The sequence below is a fragment of the Bradyrhizobium sp. USDA 4451 genome (assembly GCF_054822585.1).
In genome coordinates this window covers 3,671,223-3,685,891 of the sequence record NZ_JBTRCH010000001.1, presented here as the reverse complement: position 1 = coordinate 3,685,891, position 14,669 = coordinate 3,671,223, and the positions used below count along the sequence as shown (strand labels likewise).

Annotated in this window: 15 protein-coding genes; 7 read left to right on the top strand and 8 right to left on the bottom strand. The window is 65.8% G+C overall.

Features of this window, described 5'->3' with window-relative positions:
* The first annotated feature begins 57 nt into the window (after nucleotides 1–57).
* The 5 genes from kdgD to ACVMB0_RS16990 all read left to right on the top strand — a co-directional run bounded on the left by kdgD (nucleotide 58) and on the right by ACVMB0_RS16990 (nucleotide 5,781).
* The gene (gene kdgD, locus ACVMB0_RS17010) at nucleotides 58–999 is read left to right on the top strand and encodes a 5-dehydro-4-deoxyglucarate dehydratase (protein ID WP_461347033.1); all 942 of its coding nucleotides are present in this window, start codon (nucleotides 58–60) and stop codon (nucleotides 997–999) included.
* Between the two features lie 31 nt (nucleotides 1,000–1,030).
* A complete protein-coding gene (gene gudD / locus ACVMB0_RS17005; RefSeq protein ID WP_461347032.1) occupies nucleotides 1,031–2,386 on the top strand; it encodes a glucarate dehydratase in 1,356 nt (451 codons plus the stop codon).
* 20 nt (nucleotides 2,387–2,406) lie between these two features.
* Nucleotides 2,407–3,855 (top strand): aldehyde dehydrogenase family protein, encoded by a 1,449-nt coding sequence (locus ACVMB0_RS17000; RefSeq protein WP_461347031.1) that lies wholly within the window; start codon nucleotides 2,407–2,409, stop codon nucleotides 3,853–3,855.
* Between the two features lie 112 nt (nucleotides 3,856–3,967).
* On the top strand, nucleotides 3,968–5,509 hold the full coding sequence (gene garD, locus ACVMB0_RS16995; protein ID WP_456749759.1) for a galactarate dehydratase: 1,542 nt from the start codon (nucleotides 3,968–3,970) through the stop codon (nucleotides 5,507–5,509).
* 98 nt (nucleotides 5,510–5,607) lie between these two features.
* Nucleotides 5,608–5,781: a hypothetical protein gene (locus tag ACVMB0_RS16990; RefSeq protein WP_456798853.1), complete on the top strand. Its 174-nt coding sequence runs from the start codon at nucleotides 5,608–5,610 to the stop codon at nucleotides 5,779–5,781.
* Between the two features lie 84 nt (nucleotides 5,782–5,865).
* On the opposite strand, the gene ACVMB0_RS16985 is transcribed toward ACVMB0_RS16990, so the two are convergent.
* Nucleotides 5,866–6,123, bottom strand: coding sequence for a hypothetical protein (locus ACVMB0_RS16985; protein WP_461347030.1), 258 nt, complete (start codon nucleotides 6,121–6,123; stop codon nucleotides 5,866–5,868).
* Between the two features lie 228 nt (nucleotides 6,124–6,351).
* Here ACVMB0_RS16985 and ACVMB0_RS16980 point away from each other — a divergent pair, with 228 nt between their 5' ends.
* Nucleotides 6,352–6,528 (top strand): hypothetical protein, encoded by a 177-nt coding sequence (locus tag ACVMB0_RS16980; RefSeq protein WP_456749761.1) that lies wholly within the window; start codon nucleotides 6,352–6,354, stop codon nucleotides 6,526–6,528.
* Nucleotides 6,529–6,567: 39 nt separating this feature from the next.
* Here the strand turns inward: ACVMB0_RS16980 and ACVMB0_RS16975 are convergent, their stop codons facing one another.
* The 6 genes from ACVMB0_RS16975 to leuC are packed head-to-tail and all read right to left on the bottom strand — an operon-like array spanning nucleotide 6,568 to nucleotide 12,528.
* On the bottom strand, nucleotides 6,568–7,440 hold the full coding sequence (locus ACVMB0_RS16975) for an ABC transporter permease (protein WP_461347029.1): 873 nt from the start codon (nucleotides 7,438–7,440) through the stop codon (nucleotides 6,568–6,570).
* Complete coding sequence (locus tag ACVMB0_RS16970; protein WP_461347028.1) at nucleotides 7,437–8,270, bottom strand: ABC transporter ATP-binding protein; 834 nt, start codon at nucleotides 8,268–8,270, stop codon at nucleotides 7,437–7,439. The genes ACVMB0_RS16975 and ACVMB0_RS16970 overlap by 4 nt, the downstream gene beginning before the upstream one ends.
* On the bottom strand, nucleotides 8,267–9,328 hold the full coding sequence (locus ACVMB0_RS16965; RefSeq protein WP_461347027.1) for an ABC transporter substrate-binding protein: 1,062 nt from the start codon (nucleotides 9,326–9,328) through the stop codon (nucleotides 8,267–8,269). The genes ACVMB0_RS16970 and ACVMB0_RS16965 overlap by 4 nt, the downstream gene beginning before the upstream one ends.
* A complete protein-coding gene (leuB, locus tag ACVMB0_RS16960; protein ID WP_461347026.1) occupies nucleotides 9,328–10,461 on the bottom strand; it encodes a 3-isopropylmalate dehydrogenase in 1,134 nt (377 codons plus the stop codon). Before leuB ends, ACVMB0_RS16965 begins: the two co-directional genes overlap by 1 nt.
* The gene (gene leuD / locus ACVMB0_RS16955; RefSeq protein WP_461347025.1) at nucleotides 10,458–11,123 is read right to left on the bottom strand and encodes a 3-isopropylmalate dehydratase small subunit; all 666 of its coding nucleotides are present in this window, start codon (nucleotides 11,121–11,123) and stop codon (nucleotides 10,458–10,460) included. Before leuD ends, leuB begins: the two co-directional genes overlap by 4 nt.
* 1 nt (nucleotide 11,124) lies before the next feature.
* Nucleotides 11,125–12,528 (bottom strand): 3-isopropylmalate dehydratase large subunit, encoded by a 1,404-nt coding sequence (gene leuC / locus ACVMB0_RS16950; protein ID WP_461347024.1) that lies wholly within the window; start codon nucleotides 12,526–12,528, stop codon nucleotides 11,125–11,127.
* Between the two features lie 143 nt (nucleotides 12,529–12,671).
* On the opposite strand from leuC, the gene ACVMB0_RS16945 reads away from it, so the two are divergent.
* On the top strand, nucleotides 12,672–13,442 hold the full coding sequence (locus tag ACVMB0_RS16945; RefSeq protein WP_461347023.1) for an IclR family transcriptional regulator: 771 nt from the start codon (nucleotides 12,672–12,674) through the stop codon (nucleotides 13,440–13,442).
* Between the two features lie 68 nt (nucleotides 13,443–13,510).
* On the opposite strand, the gene ald is transcribed toward ACVMB0_RS16945, so the two are convergent.
* A complete protein-coding gene (ald, locus tag ACVMB0_RS16940; protein ID WP_461347022.1) occupies nucleotides 13,511–14,626 on the bottom strand; it encodes an alanine dehydrogenase in 1,116 nt (371 codons plus the stop codon).
* Nucleotides 14,627–14,669: the final 43 nt, after the last annotated feature.

The window sequence follows — 14,669 nt, the reverse complement described above, 5'->3', positions numbered from 1 at the left end:
GGCCATGGACGCGCGCTGCTCGCGCATCCTTCCCAACATCATTCAAGGAGTGGCGCCATGAGCAAGATGACCCCTCAGGAGATGGCCGCGGGAATCGGCGGCGGCCTCCTGTCTTTCCCCGTGACCCCGTTCAAGCCTGACTATTCGTTCGACGAGGCGACCTACCGCGCCAACATGGACTGGCTGTGCGGCTATGACGTCGCCGGCCTGTTCGCCGCCGGCGGCACCGGCGAGTTCTTCTCGCTGACCCCGGCTGAAGTGCCAGAGGTCGTGAAGATCGCCGTCGACGAGACCAAGGGCCGTGTTCCCGTGCTGGCCGGCACCGGCTACGGCACCGCGATCGCGCGCGAGATCGCTGTTGGCGCGGAACAGGCCGGCGCGGACGGCCTCTTGCTGCTGCCACCCTATCTCACCCATGCCGAGCAGGACGGCCTCGCCGCGCATGTCGAGTCTATCTGTTCATCAGTCAAGATCGGCGTCATCGTCTACAATCGCGACAATGCGATCCTGCAGCCGGATACGCTGGCCCGCCTCTGCGAGCGCTGCCCGAACCTGGTCGGCTACAAGGACGGCATCGGCGACATCGAGCTGATGACCCGGGTCTACACCAGGCTCGGCGACCGCCTGACCTACATCGGCGGCCTGCCGACCGCGGAAACCTTCGCGCTGCCCTATCTCGACATGGGCGTGACCACCTATTCGTCGGCGGTGTTCAACTTCGTGCCGGAATTCGCCACCAAGTTCTACGCCGCGGTGCGCCGGCGCGATCATCAGACCATCCAGGCAGGACTGAAGGATTTCATCCTGCCGCTGATCGCGATACGCAACCGCAAGAAGGGCTATGCGGTGTCGATCATCAAGGCCGGCATGAAGGTGATCGGCCGCGATTCCGGCCCGGTGCGCCCGCCGCTCACCGATCTCACCGCGCAGGAGATCACCGAGCTCGCGGCGCTGGTGGCTAAGCTGCCGCAGGCCGCGACCCGGCAGGCGGCGGAATAAGCCGAACGGCAAGGCACGCAGGGAGGAGCAGATGATTCAAGACACGATCCGCACCGGCTTTGCCGGCGCCCCCGTGGTCACGGCGATGGAGGTGATCCCGGTCGCCGGCCGCGACAGCATGCTCCTCAATCTGAGCGGCGCGCATGCGCCGTTCTTCACCCGCAACCTCGTCATCCTCACCGACAACTCCGGCCATACCGGCGTCGGCGAGGTGCCGGGCGGCGAGAAGATCAAGAAAACGCTGGAGGACGCGCGCGACCTCGTGGTCGGCCAGACCATCGGAGCGTGCAACAACATCCTGGCCTCGATGCGCCGGGCCTTCGCCGACCGCGATGCCGGCGGCCGCGGCAAGCAGACCTTCGACCTCCGCGTCACCATCCACGCGGTCACCGCGGTGGAATCAGCGCTGCTCGATCTGCTCGGCCAGCACCTCAACCTCCCGGTCGCAGCACTGCTCGGCGAAGGCCAGCAGCGCGCTGAAGTCGCAACACTCGGCTATCTGTTCTTCGTCGGCGATCGCAGCAAGACCAGCCTGCCCTATGTCGAGGGCGAGACCGGCAAGCCCGACTGGTTCAATCTGCGCCATCAGGTGGCGATGACGCCGGACGCGATCGTGCGCCTCGCCGAAGCCACGGAGGCGCATTACGGCTTCGCCGATTTCAAGCTCAAGGGCGGCGTGCTCGCGGGCGAAGCCGAGATCGAAGCCGTCGCCGCGATTGCCAAGCGTTTCCCCAAGGCGCGCGTCACGCTCGACCCGAACGGCGCCTGGTCGCTCGACGAGGCGATCCGACTGTGCGGCAACATGCATGGCGTGCTCGCTTATGCTGAGGATCCCTGCGGCGCCGAGGCCGGCTTCTCCGGCCGCGAGATCATGGCCGAGTTCCGCCGCGCCACGGGGCTGCCGACCGCGACCAACATGATCGCGACCGACTGGCGCCAGCTCTCTCACGCGTTGCGGCTCGGGGCGGTCGACATTCCGCTCGCCGATCCGCATTTCTGGACCATGCAGGGCTCGGTGCGGGTGGCGCAGACCTGCCGCGACAACGGCCTGACCTGGGGCTCGCACTCCAACAATCATTTCGATATTTCGCTGGCGATGTTCACCCATGTCGGCGCCGCCGCGCCGGGCAAGGTGACCGCGATCGATACCCACTGGATCTGGCAGGACGGCCAGGCGTTGACGCGGGAGCCGCTAGAGATCAAGGGCGGCAGGATCGCGATCCCGGATCGGCCGGGCCTCGGCATCGAGCTCGATCGCGGTGCCATTGAGGCGGCGAACGCGCTATACAAGCAGCATGGTCTCGGCGCCCGCGACGACGCGCTGGCCATGCAGTTCCTGATCCCGGGCTGGACCTTCGACGACAAGCGTCCCTGCCTCGTGCGCTAACAAGAAAGTTGGAGAGAAACATGACCGCTCACCAGAAGAACTTCATCGCCGGCGAATGGGTCGACGGAACCAGCATTACGCGCGACATCAATCCCTCCAACACCAAGGACGTGGTCGGCGAATACGCCAAGGCCGACAAGGCGCAGACTGAAAGGGCGATCGCCGCGGCGAAGGCCGCCTTCCCGGCCTGGGCGCGCTCGACGCCGCAGGAGCGCTTTGACGCGCTGACCAGGATCTCGGTCGAAATCCTCGCCCGCAAGGAAGAGCTCGGCCGCCTGCTCGCCCGCGAGGAAGGCAAGACGCTCCCCGAGGGCATCGGCGAGGTGGCGCGCGCCGGACAGATCTTTGCGTTCTTCGCCGGCGAGGCGCTCCGGCTGATGGGCGAGAAGGGCGCGTCGGTCCGTCCCGGCCTCGACGTCGAGATCACCCGCGAGCCCGTCGGCGTCGTCGGCATGATCACGCCGTGGAATTTTCCGATCGCGATCCCGGCCTGGAAGATCGCGCCGGCGCTGTGCTACGGCAACGCGGTCGTGTTCAAGCCGGCCGAGCTGGTGCCGGGCTCCGCGCACGCGCTGTCCGAGATCATCGCCCGCTCCGGCATTCCCGCCGGTGTGTTCAACCTCGTGGTCGGCTCGGGCTCGGTGGTCGGCCAGACCCTGCTGGATCATCCCGACGTCGCCGCGATCTCCTTCACCGGTTCGGTGCAGACCGGCCGCAAGATCGCGCAGGCCTGCGTGCTCTCCAATCCGATGAAGAAGTTCCAGCTCGAGATGGGCGGCAAGAACCCGCTGGTCGTGCTCGACGACGCCGACGTCAAGGTCGCGGTCGAGGTCGCGGTCAACGGCGCCTATTTCTCGACCGGCCAGCGCTGCACGGCGTCCTCGCGCCTGATCGTCACGTCAGGCATTCATGACCGCTTCGTCGATGCGATGACCGAGCGCATGAAGGGGCTTTCGGTCGACGACGCGCTGAAGAGCGGCGTGCATGTCGGCCCGGTGGTCGACCAGAGCCAGCTCGACCAGGATCTCCGCTACATCAAGATCGGCCAGGACGAAGGTGCCCGCCTGCACTGGGGCGGCGAGTTGCTGAACCGCGAGACGCCCGGCTTCTATCTGCAGCCCGCATTGTTCACCGGGGCGACCAACCAGATGCGTATCGCTCGCGAAGAGATCTTCGGCCCGGTCGCCTGCGTGATCCGCGCCAAGGATTACGAGGAGGCGCTGGCGATCTCCAACGACACCGAATTCGGCCTCGCCTCGGGCATCTGCACCACAAGCCTGAAATACGCCTCGCATTACAAGCGCAACAGCGAAGCCGGCATGGTGATGGTCAATTTGCCGACCGCCGGCGTCGACTACCATGTGCCGTTCGGCGGCCGCAAAGGCTCGAGCTACGGCGCGCGCGAACAGGGCTCCTATGCCCGCGAGTTCTACACCACGGTGAAGACGGCCTACACCTATCCGGGCTGAGATCGCAGGATGGGTAGAGCGCAGCGAAACCCATCGACTTTCTGCAAGGCGCAATGATGGGTTTCGCTACGCTCTACCCATCGTACAAAGTTTACAAAATAGCGGGAGCCCCATGGACCAGTCGATCGGCGCGCAGGAGCAGCCCCGCTACATCAAGCTCAACGAACGCGACAATGTCGCGATCGTCGTGAATGATTTCGGCCTGCCCGCAGGCTCCCGCTTCGCCTCGGGCCTGACCTTGCGCGCCTTCGTGCCGCAGGGCCACAAGACCGCGCTGCAAGACATCGCCGAGGGCGCGCCGATCATCCGCTACGGCGAGGTGATCGGCCATGCGATCTCGCCGATCCTGGCCGGCGAATGGGTCGACGAAGCGCGCATCCGCATGCCGGACGCGCCGCCGCTCGATCAACTCGAGATCGCAACCGCGGTGCCGCCGGCGCTGCCGCCGCTCGAAGGCTTTACCTTCGAGGGCTTTCGCAATCCCGATGGCTCGGTCGGCACCAAGAACATCCTCGGCATCTCCTCCTCGGTACAATGCGTCAAGGGCACGATGGAATATGCGGTGAAGCGCATCCGCGCCGAGCTGCTGCCGAAATATCCCAATGTCGACGACGTCGTGCCGCTGACCCATGCCTATGGCTGCGGCGTCGCGATCACGGCACCCGATGCCGTGGTGCCGATCCGCACCTTGCAGAACCTCGCGCTCAATCCGAATTTCGGCGGCGAGATCCTGGTCATCGGCCTCGGCTGCGAGAAGCTCGCGCCGGAACGGCTGGTGCCGGAGGGCGTCGGCGATGCCATCGTGCGGATGCAGGACGAAGCCTTCGACGGCTTCGGCGCCATCGTCGAGGCGATCATGACCCAGGCCGAGGCGCGGCTGAAGGTGCTCAACGCCCGCACCCGCGAGACCTGCCCGGCCGCCGATCTCGTGATCGGCCTGCAGTGCGGCGGCAGCGATGCGTTCTCCGGCGTCACTGCCAACCCCGCGGTCGGCTTCGCGGCGGACCTGCTGGTGCGCGCCGGCGCGACCGTGATGTTCTCGGAAGTCACCGAGGTGCGCGACGCGATCCAGCTGCTGACGCGCCGCGCGGTCAACGAGGATGTCGGCCGCGCGCTGATCCGCGAGATGGCATGGTACGACGCCTATCTCGCCCGCGGCGGCGCCGACCGCAGCGCCAACACCACGCCGGGCAACAAGAAGGGCGGGCTTGCCAACATCGTCGAGAAATCCCTGGGCTCGATCGTGAAGTCGGGCTCCGGCCCGATCGCGGGCGTGCTGTCGCCCGGCGAAAAGGCGCGGCAGAAGGGCATGCTGTTTGCGGCGACGCCTGCCAGCGACTTCATCTGCGGCACCTTGCAGCTCGCCTCCGGCATGACCTTGCAGGTGTTCACCACCGGCCGCGGCACGCCCTATGGCCTCGCCGCCGCCCCCGTCATCAAGGTCGCGACCCGCAGCGAGCTGGCGCGGCGCTGGAAGGACCTGATCGATTTCGACGCCGGCTGCATCGCGACCGGCGAGAAGACCATCGAGGAAACCGGCTGGGACCTGTTCCGCCTGATCCTCGACGTCGCGAGCGGACGGACCAAGCCGTGGTCGGACAGGTGGGGCATCCACAACGATCTGACGCTGTTCAATCCCGCACCGGTGACCTGAGGCACGCTCGGAAGGCGAATTAACCGTCCGTTAGCCACGCCTCCAGAGGCCGGGGAACGCCACAATTCGATTCAAATTGTCTGGGCATGGAGGCAACCATGAGCCGGACAATTGACCATCTCAAGGATGAAGCCGACCGCGCCGAGCGTCTGGCGCGCACGGCTATGGATCCGCTGACCGTTGAGCGATTGCGCGCATTCGCTGCGGAATGCCGCAGCCGCATCGCCAGCGAACGCCGGGAGGATCGAACGACCGTGCTGTCCGCGAGCTAGACCTCTCACCAGGACAGGAAAAAATCCGCCGCGACGAGGTCGACGGCGGATTTTCATCTTCGTTCCGAATCGCTCCGATCGTCGTCAGTCGTCGTCGTGATGAATGACGGTCTTGCTGCGGTTACCGAACTCGTCCTGCTTCTTGATGACGGTGGTGCGGTCACTGCGCGGCTCGCGCTCCTTGATCACGGTGGTGCGGTCATGATCGCGGTCCCGATACTCGGGCGCCTGGCCGACGGTCACGCCGGCGCCGACGGGACCTGCACGAACACCGATTTCATCGGCGAGCGCGGGCGATGCGATGGCGGTCACCATGGCCGCGGCGAACAGATATTTCCTCATGATGTCTCTCCTCCTCCAGTTGCGACGAGAGACGAACGCCGGGTGCGACATAGTGTTCCTACGTCGGTGCTGCCGCAGATGCTCACGTCGGTGCGGATTTTGGATGCGGATTTTGGCGCCGGGAACTCTGCTGAACAGGCGTTCACCTGTGTGGCGAAATGCTCATAGTTCCCCACGTTGAATTGACGGATTTGCTGTCCCACGTCGTTATCAACAGGAGGACATTCCATGAAGCAATCGCAGCAATTCCTGAACAATGCGGAGAACTGCGCGCAGCTTGCCGAGCGCGCCGCCGACGATCCGACCTACAACCGCTTCAAGCGCATGGAGGCGGCTTGGCGCGCGCTCGCCAAGGAGCAGGATTGGCTCGACGGCGAGACCTCGCCGTCGGAAACCGCAGCGTGAATGAAGGCCCGTGGCGGCAGACACCGCCGCGGGCCTCTGCTATTCGGCGCTGCGCTGCCGCTGCCAGCGCAACAGATAGGCCTGCAGCCGCCAGATCATCGCCGACAGCACGACGCCAACCAGCATCAGCACCACCACCGCGACCATCATCCCCGAGGCTTCGCCGCGCGCCTCGGACTCGATGATCAGCCGGCCGATACCGCGCTCGGCGCCGATGAACTCGCCGACGATCACGCCGATCAGCGCAAACGAGATCGCCGGCGTCAGCGAGGCGAACACCCAGGCCATGGTCGAGGGGATCACCACGGTGCGGGTGATTTGCCACTCACTGGCGCCGAGCAGCCGCGCGGCATTTGTAAAACCCTCGTCGATCGAGCGCGCGCCCTCGAAGGTGTTGAAGAACACCAGGAACACGACGACGATCCAGGAGGTCACGATCTTCGACATGTCGCCGATCCCGAACGCCAGCACGATGATCGGCGCCAGCGCGATCCGCGGGATCGAATTCACCGCGGTGATGAAGGGCTGAAAGATCGCGCTGAGCCGGTCGGATCGCCCGAGGATCAGCCCGGCAACGAAGCCGGAGACCACGCCGGTGACGAAGCCGAAGAAGGTGTTCTTCAAAGTGATCGCGGTCGCCGCCCAGAGATTGTTCTCGTTGCGCGCCAGGCATTTTGCGAAATCGCCATTGAACCAGCCGTTGAAGACGCCGAGCTTCGAGGTCAGGCAACTCTGGATCAGGAAATTCTCGTAAATCATCGACGGCTTCGAGATGAAATACGGATCGAGCAGATCCGGTACCAGCCACGGCAATTTGCCGCGCAGGTCGTAACCCCATTGCCAGACCGACAGCACAATGGCGCAGATCAGGACCTGCCAGCCGACGGTGCCGAGCGTGCCGTACCGTTTCATGCGCTACGGCCCTTGACGAATTCCTCGCCGAGCGAGTGCCAGATGTGCTGGAACAGCTCGGCATAATGCGGTGTCTCGCGCACCTTCACCGCATCGCGCGGACGCGGGAAATCGACCTCGAACATGTCCTTGATGCGACCCGGCCGCGCCGAGAACAGGATGATGCGGTCGGCCAGGGTCAGCGCCTCGCCGAGATCGTGGGTCACGAACAGCACGGTCTGCTGCTCGCGCTCCCAGATCCGCAGCAGCACCTCGTGCATGTCGATCTTGGTGTGGGTGTCGAGCGCGCCGAACGGCTCGTCCATCAGCAGGATTTGCGGCTCGACGATCAGGGTCCGCATCAGCGCCGCGCGCTGCCGCATGCCGCCCGACAGCGCCGACGGATAGGCGTTCTCGAATCCCTTCAAGCCGGCCTGCGCGACGCATTCGGCGATGCGCTCTTTCCGTTCGTGCGCCGGCACGCCGGACAACTCCAAGCCGTAGCCGATATTGTCGCCGACGGTCCGCCACGGAAACAACGTGTCACGCTGGAAGACATAGCCGACATCCGGCGTCGCCCTGCCGGGGACGACGCGCTTGCCGTCGATCAGGATTTCGCCGCCGCTCGGGCGGATCAGCGAGGCGATCATGTTGAGCACGGTGCTCTTGCCCGAGCCCGACGGCCCGAGCAGCGCGACGAACTCGCCGCGACGCACGCCGAACGTCACGTCGCGCACCGCCTCGATGGTGGTCTTGGCAAGCTGGAACGACTTGCTCAGCCCCTGGACCTCGACGCGGCGCTCGGCCGCGGCACGCGGCGACACGGCTGCGCTCGTCTCGAGCGCGCTCAACCCGGATAGGCCTTTCGTGCCGCTTCGATCAGGTTCGAGTTGACCACGTCGGCGATCTTGAGCGGCTTGATGCCGGTCATCTCGCGGAACCAGACCTTCTCGCCGCGCGCGAAGCTCGCCGCGTCGACAATGCCCTCATAGTCCGCGACCTTCTGGATCGCCGTGATCTCCAGCAGATTGGCGTCGCGCGAGGTGCTGCCGACATAGGGCTCGATCGCCTCATAGACCTCGGCCGGCTTGTGCGCCTTGATCCATTGCGAGGCGCGCCACAGCGCGGTGACATAGGCCTGCATCTTGGCCGGGTCCTTGTCGATGGTGGCCTGCAGGGTGAAATGGGCCGTCACCGGCACCTTGCCGCCGATATGCTTGTTCCAGATCGCCTCGTCGGTGCCGTCGAACAGCAGTTCGCCCCAGCCCTGCTGCTGCGCCTCGTTCAGCAGCGACAGCGAAGAGACCAGGATATCGACCTGCTTCGACTTCAGCGACCCCAGCATGGTGTCGACATTGCCGGTGCCGATCCAGGTCACCTTGTCGTCGAGCCCCATGGTTTCCATGTAGTACGACGACCAGACATGGTTGGTGCCGCCGAGCGAGGACACCGAGACGATCGGTTTGCGGCCGTCGGGCCGCTTCCATTGCGCGAACGCCTCCAGCGAGTTGATGCCCTGGTCCTTGAGGTCCTTGCGCAGGATGAACATCACCGAGTTCGACCGTGTGTCGACCGGCAGCAGCACGCGTGCGGCGCGGCCGTGATTGGTCAGCTGCATCGGATGGGTGACGTCGCCGATGCCGATGTCGCCCTGCGACGAGGCGATGATCTCGCGGGTCTTCACGCCGCTGCCGCCCTGCACCAGCTTGCAGTCGAGCCCGGCCTCCTTGAAGAAGCCGATGCGGTCGGCGACGAACTGCGTCTGATAGACCGGCACCGCGACCGGATAGATCGCCCGTCCCGCGGCCGCCTGTGCCCATGCCCGCCTGCTCGCCAGCACCGCGCCACCCGCGGCGATCACCGTCAGGGCCGACCGCCGCGAAATGTTGGGCATGGCGACATCAGGCATCAGGCGTGCTCCCTGGCCGAGATCTTGTCGAGCGCGCTGAGCACCGCATCGCCCATCTGGACGGTCGACAGCTTCTTCGCGCCAGCCTCAGCAATGTCGGCGGTCCGCGCGCCGGAAGCAAGCGCGGTCTGCACCGCCTGCTCCAGCAGGTCGGCATCCTCGGGCCGGTTCAAGGTCAACCGCAGCAGCATCGCGACGCTGAGGATCGAGCCGAGCGGATTGGCGATGCCCTTGCCCGCGATATCGGGCGCGCTGCCATGCACCGGCTCGTACAGTGCCTTGCGCCGGCCGAAGCGATCGACTGGGCCAAGCGAGGCCGACGGCAGCATGCCGAGCGAGCCCGAGGCCATCGCCGCGCAATCCGACAGGATGTCACCGAAGATGTTGCCGGTCACCATCACGTCGAACTGGCGCGGCTCGCGCACGATCTGCATCGCGGCATTGTCGACATAGAGGTGGGTGAGCTCGACGTCGGAGAACTCCTCCTTGTGCAGCCTGATCACCTCTTCGCGCCACACCACGCTGGTCTCCAGCACATTGGCCTTGTCGACCGAGCAGACCTTGTTGCGCCGGGTCCGCGCCAGCTCGAACGCCGAGCGCGCCACGCGGCGGATCTGGTTGGTGGTGTATTGCTCGGTGTTGAAGCCGCGGCGCTGGCCGTCGGGCAAGGTCTCGATGCCGCGCGGCTCGCCGAAATAGATGCCGCTGGTCAATTCGCGGATGATGACGAAGTCGACGCCGTCGAGCACTTCGGCTTTCAGCGGCGCCGATGCCGACAGCGCCGGGCTCGCCATGATCGGCCTTAAATTGGCGTAGAGATCATATTTGCTGCGCAGGCCTAGAAGGCTGCCGGCCTTGCGTGCCGCCGCCGGCACCTCGGTCGTTTCGGGCCCGCCGGTCGCGCCCCACAGGATGGCGTCGGCCTCGTCCATCGCTTCTGCCGTATCCTCGGGGAGCACCTTGCCGGTCGCCAGATACGGGATCAGGCCGTATTGCGCCTCGCGCAAGGTCATCGGCACGTTACGCTTCGCCGCGAACCAGTCGAGCACACGGCGCGACTGCGCGGTGACCTCGGGGCCGATACCCTCGCCGCCGACCACGGCGACCTTGACCATGTTGGATTGCGTGCTCATGCGGATATCCCCGAGGCAGGTGTCCTTGTCGCAGGTGTCTTGGTCGAATGAATCCAGGGCCGCGCGGTGCGGTCGGAAGCCTGGAAGGCGTGGATCTCGTCGTCGCGCTGCAATGTCAGCGCCACCTCGTCGAGCCCCTTCAACAGTCCCTCGCGCCGCCGCGGGTCGATCTCGAACGAATACCGCGCACCCGAGGGCGAGACGATGGTTTGTGCCTCGAGGTCGATCGAGACCTTGCCCGCGCCCTGCGTCGCCTCGATGTCGGCGGCGAGTTGATCCACCACCGCCTTGTCGACGATGACGGGCAGGATGCCGTTCTGGAAGCAATTGGCGAAGAAGATGTCGCCGAAGCCGGAGCCGATGATGGCGCGGATGCCGCGCTCCTGCAGCGACCACACCGCGCCCTCGCGCGACGAGCCGCAGCCGAAATTCGGTCCGGTCACCAGGATCTCCGCATCCCGGTACGGCTCGCGGTTCAGGATGAACTCCGGATTCTCGGAGCCGTCGGGCAGATAGCGCAGCGAGCCGAATGCCCATTTGCCGAGCGTGCCGCGGATTCCATTTCCGACCAAACGCTCGATGCGGATGATCACGTCGGTATCGATATTGCTGCGCATGATCGGCGCAGCCGTTGCGGTGAGCTTGTCGAACGGCTTTGGCATCTTAGCGCCCCATCATCCTGACATCGGCGATCGCGCCGGCAATCGCAGACGCCGCCGCACTCGCGGGGCTTGCCAGATGCGTCCGTGCCCGCGGCCCCTGCCGGCCGACGAAATTGCGGTTCGAGGTCGAGACCGAGCGCTGCCCGGGCGCCACCACCTCGCCGTTGGCGGCAAGACACATCGAGCAACCCGGCTCGCGCCACTCGAAGCCGGCATCGATGAAGATCTTGTCGAGCCCTTCGGCGACCGCCTCGCGCTTGACGTTCTCCGAGCCCGGCACCACCCAGGCACGGACGCCGGCCGCGACCTTGCGGCCGCGCGCAACCTCGGCCGCGGCGCGCAGATCGCTCAAGCGGCTGTTGGTGCAGGAGCCGATGAACACCCAGTCGACCGGTGTGCCGGCAATCGGTGCGCCGCCTTGCAGGCCCATATACTCGAGCGCGGTCTCGATCGCGGCGCGCCGTGCGGGATCGTCGACCGCCTTCGGATCGGGAATGATGCCGTCGACGCCGACGACGTGCTCGGGGCTGATGCCCCAGGTCACCTGCGGGATGATCTTTTCGACATCGATCACGACCTCGCGGTCGAACACCGCGTCGGGATCACTCGGCAGTTCGCGCCACGCTTTGACCGCGAGATCCCACATCTCGCCTTGCGGCGCATAGGGACGGCCGCGTAGGAATTCGAACGTTGTCTCGTCCGGCGCAACCATGCCGATCTTGGCGCCGAGCTCGATCGAGAGGTTGCAGATCGTCAACCTTCCCTCGATCGGCAGCGCGCGGATCGCACTCCCGGCATATTCGACTGCATATCCGGTGCCGCCGGCAGCGCCGATCTGGCCGATCAGCGCCAGGATCATGTCCTTGGCGGTGACACCGAGCGGCAATTTGCCCTCGAAGCGCGCGCGCAGCGTCTTCGGACGCTTCTGGATCAGCGCCTGTGTCGCCAGCACATGCGTGAGCTCGCTCGATCCGATGCCGAAGGCAAGCGCGCCCAAGCCGCCATGGGTGCAGGTGTGGCTATCGCCGCAGACGATCGTCGCGCCCGGCAGGCTGAGGCCGAGTTCGGGCCCGATGACGTGAACGATGCCCTGACCGGGCTGATCGACATCGAACAGTTTGATCCCGCTCGCCGCGGTCTCGACCCGCAGCGCGGCCAGCAACTCCATGCCGATCTTGCTGGTCCCGGCGCGGCCGGGCGCCGTCGACAGCGCGTGATCCGGCGTCGCGAATGTCAGTTCGGGATTATGAACCTTGAGGCCACGGCTCTTGAGATCGAGCAGGCCGCGCGAGCCGCCGAGATCGTGCAGCAGATGGCGGTCGATATGAAGGAGGTCCGTGTCGTCGCTCAAACGAGCAATGACATGCTGGCCCCAGATCTTCTCGAGCAAACTTCGGCCGGGCATCCGCCTTCCCCTGCTCTCTGCGTTTCCATGCGTCTTGATGTTGTTGGCGCCAATCTGTGCCAAACTTGTCGTCAAGTGAAGCAGTTTCGGCCTAACATCACATATGTGATGGAGGCGCGGTATGACCCGCGGCGGAGACAGCCATGCCGAACGCGAATAAGACGGCGATCGTCAAATCGGCCATGCGGGTGTTTGCAGTTCTGGAGTTCTTTCGGGAAACCAAGCGGGCAGCGTCCGTGACCGAAATTGCTTCCGCGCTCAAGATGCCGCAATCGAGCACGTCGATGCTGCTGCGCAGTCTCGTTGAATTGAACTACCTCGAATACGAGCGAAAGACCCGGCGCTTCATCCCGAGCTACCGGGTCAATCTGCTGGGCGACTGGATCCGTCGTTCTCCGTTCCGTGACAAGAAGCTCACCGACCTGATGGAGGAGCTCTGGACCGCGACGGGCGGCGAGACAGTCATGCTTGGGCAACAGGCCGGCACCGCCGGGATGCAATATCTCCACGTTGTCCCCGGCGGCTCTCAGCTTCAGTACACGGCACATGCCGGTCAAATACGACCGATGGTCCGGACCGCGCTCGGACACGTGCTGCTGAGTCAAATGCCGAACACCACAATCCGCGGCATCATCCGGCGCAACAACGCCGAGGAGCCCAATCAGCCGGCGCGGGTTCGCGAAGCGGCCTTTCTCGAAGAGATCGAACGCATTCGCCGCCGCGGCTTCTCCGAGACAGGCGGCCGCACGACGCCGGGCGCAAGCACGATCGGCATGCTTGTTCCGCTGCCGAAGCGACGCGCTCCGCTGGCGATCGGCATCGGCGGTCCGATCGAACGGATCGCGGCAAAGCGCGCGCACATCATCGAAGTCATGCAGAGCCGGCTGAAGGAATTGACAGACGCAGCTCCGTAGCCCGGATTGCGCTTCGCTCCATCCGGGCTACGAAGTTTGTGACGGGCGTTGGAGTTCTCCTTCCCACGCTACGACGCCAGTGCTTCCTCCGGCATCACGGCCGCGAGATGCTGGCTCTCGGCGACGGCGCGGTTGGTGATGCGGCCGCGATGGACGTTGAGGCCGGCACGTAGATGCGGATCCTCGACCAGCGCGCGCAGCCCCTTCGACGCCAGCGCCAGGCCGAACGGCAGGGTGGCGTGGTTGAGCGCGTGGCTTGAGGTGACGGGCACCGCGCCCGGCATGTTGGCGACGCAATAATGCACGATGTCGTCGACCAGATAGGTCGGCGCCTGGTGCGTGGTTGCCTTCGAGGTCTCGAAGCAGCCGCCCTGGTCGATCGCGACATCGACCAGCACCGCCCGGCGCTTCATGCCGGCAAGCTGTGCGCGCGACACCAGTTTCGGCGCGGCGGCGCCGGGCACCAGCACCGCGCCGATCACGACGTCAGCCGCAAAGACTTCCTGCTCGATCGCCTCCAGCGTCGCGTAGCGGGTGCGGACGCGGCCGATGAAGAGATCATCGAGCGCGCGCAACCGCGGCAGTGAGCGGTCGAGGATGGTGACATCGCTGCCGAGGCCTGCGGCCATCCGCGCCGCATGGGTGCCGACCACGCCGCCGCCGATGATCGCAACCCGCGCGGGCGGCACGCCGGGCACGCCGCCGAGCAGCTTGCCCATGCCGTCGGCGGACTTGCGCAGCGCGGCGCCCGCGGCCTCGATCGCCAGCCGGCCGGCGACTTCGCTCATCGGCGCGAGCAGCGGCAATCCGCCATGCGCGTCGGTCACGGTCTCATAGGCGACCGCGGTGCAGCCGGAGGCGATCAGCCCCGCGGTCTGCGGCACGTCGGGCGCGAGATGCAGATAGGTGAACAGGATCTGGCCCTCGCGCAGCCTGATCCATTCCGACGGCTGCGGCTCCTTTACCTTGACGATCATCTCGGCGACCGAGAACACCTCTTCGGCGGTGTCGGCAATCCGCGCGCCGGCCTGGGTATAGGCGTCGTCGCCGGCGCCGATGCCGGCGCCGGCACCACGCTGCACCACGACCTCGTGGCCGTGCGCCACATATTCCCGCACCGAGGCGGGCGTCAGCCCGACCCGATATTCCTCGACCTTGATTTCCTTGGGCACGCCGACGCGCATGGTCCGCTCCTTGAAAGATTGGTTTTCGTTAGGCTTGAGGCTA

Excerpts from the sequence above, each read along its gene's own strand:
- gudD (WP_461347032.1), top strand. The coding sequence starts at position 1,031 with ATGATTCAAGACACGATCCGCACCGGCTTTGCCGGCGCCCCCGTGGTC.
- ACVMB0_RS16985 (WP_461347030.1), bottom strand. The coding sequence starts at position 6,123 with ATGAGGAAATATCTGTTCGCCGCGGCCATGGTGACCGCCATCGCATCG.
- leuD (WP_461347025.1), bottom strand. The coding sequence starts at position 11,123 with ATGCCAAAGCCGTTCGACAAGCTCACCGCAACGGCTGCGCCGATCATG.
- ald (WP_461347022.1), bottom strand. The coding sequence starts at position 14,626 with ATGCGCGTCGGCGTGCCCAAGGAAATCAAGGTCGAGGAATATCGGGTC.
- ACVMB0_RS16980 (WP_456749761.1), top strand. The coding sequence starts at position 6,352 with ATGAAGCAATCGCAGCAATTCCTGAACAATGCGGAGAACTGCGCGCAG.
- ACVMB0_RS16965 (WP_461347027.1), bottom strand. The coding sequence starts at position 9,328 with ATGCCTGATGTCGCCATGCCCAACATTTCGCGGCGGTCGGCCCTGACG.
- ACVMB0_RS16945 (WP_461347023.1), top strand. The coding sequence starts at position 12,672 with ATGCCGAACGCGAATAAGACGGCGATCGTCAAATCGGCCATGCGGGTG.
- garD (WP_456749759.1), top strand. The coding sequence starts at position 3,968 with ATGGACCAGTCGATCGGCGCGCAGGAGCAGCCCCGCTACATCAAGCTC.
- kdgD (WP_461347033.1), top strand. The coding sequence starts at position 58 with ATGAGCAAGATGACCCCTCAGGAGATGGCCGCGGGAATCGGCGGCGGC.
- ACVMB0_RS17000 (WP_461347031.1), top strand. The coding sequence starts at position 2,407 with ATGACCGCTCACCAGAAGAACTTCATCGCCGGCGAATGGGTCGACGGA.
- ACVMB0_RS16990 (WP_456798853.1), top strand. The coding sequence starts at position 5,608 with ATGAGCCGGACAATTGACCATCTCAAGGATGAAGCCGACCGCGCCGAG.
- leuC (WP_461347024.1), bottom strand. The coding sequence starts at position 12,528 with ATGCCCGGCCGAAGTTTGCTCGAGAAGATCTGGGGCCAGCATGTCATT.
- leuB (WP_461347026.1), bottom strand. The coding sequence starts at position 10,461 with ATGAGCACGCAATCCAACATGGTCAAGGTCGCCGTGGTCGGCGGCGAG.
- ACVMB0_RS16975 (WP_461347029.1), bottom strand. The coding sequence starts at position 7,440 with ATGAAACGGTACGGCACGCTCGGCACCGTCGGCTGGCAGGTCCTGATC.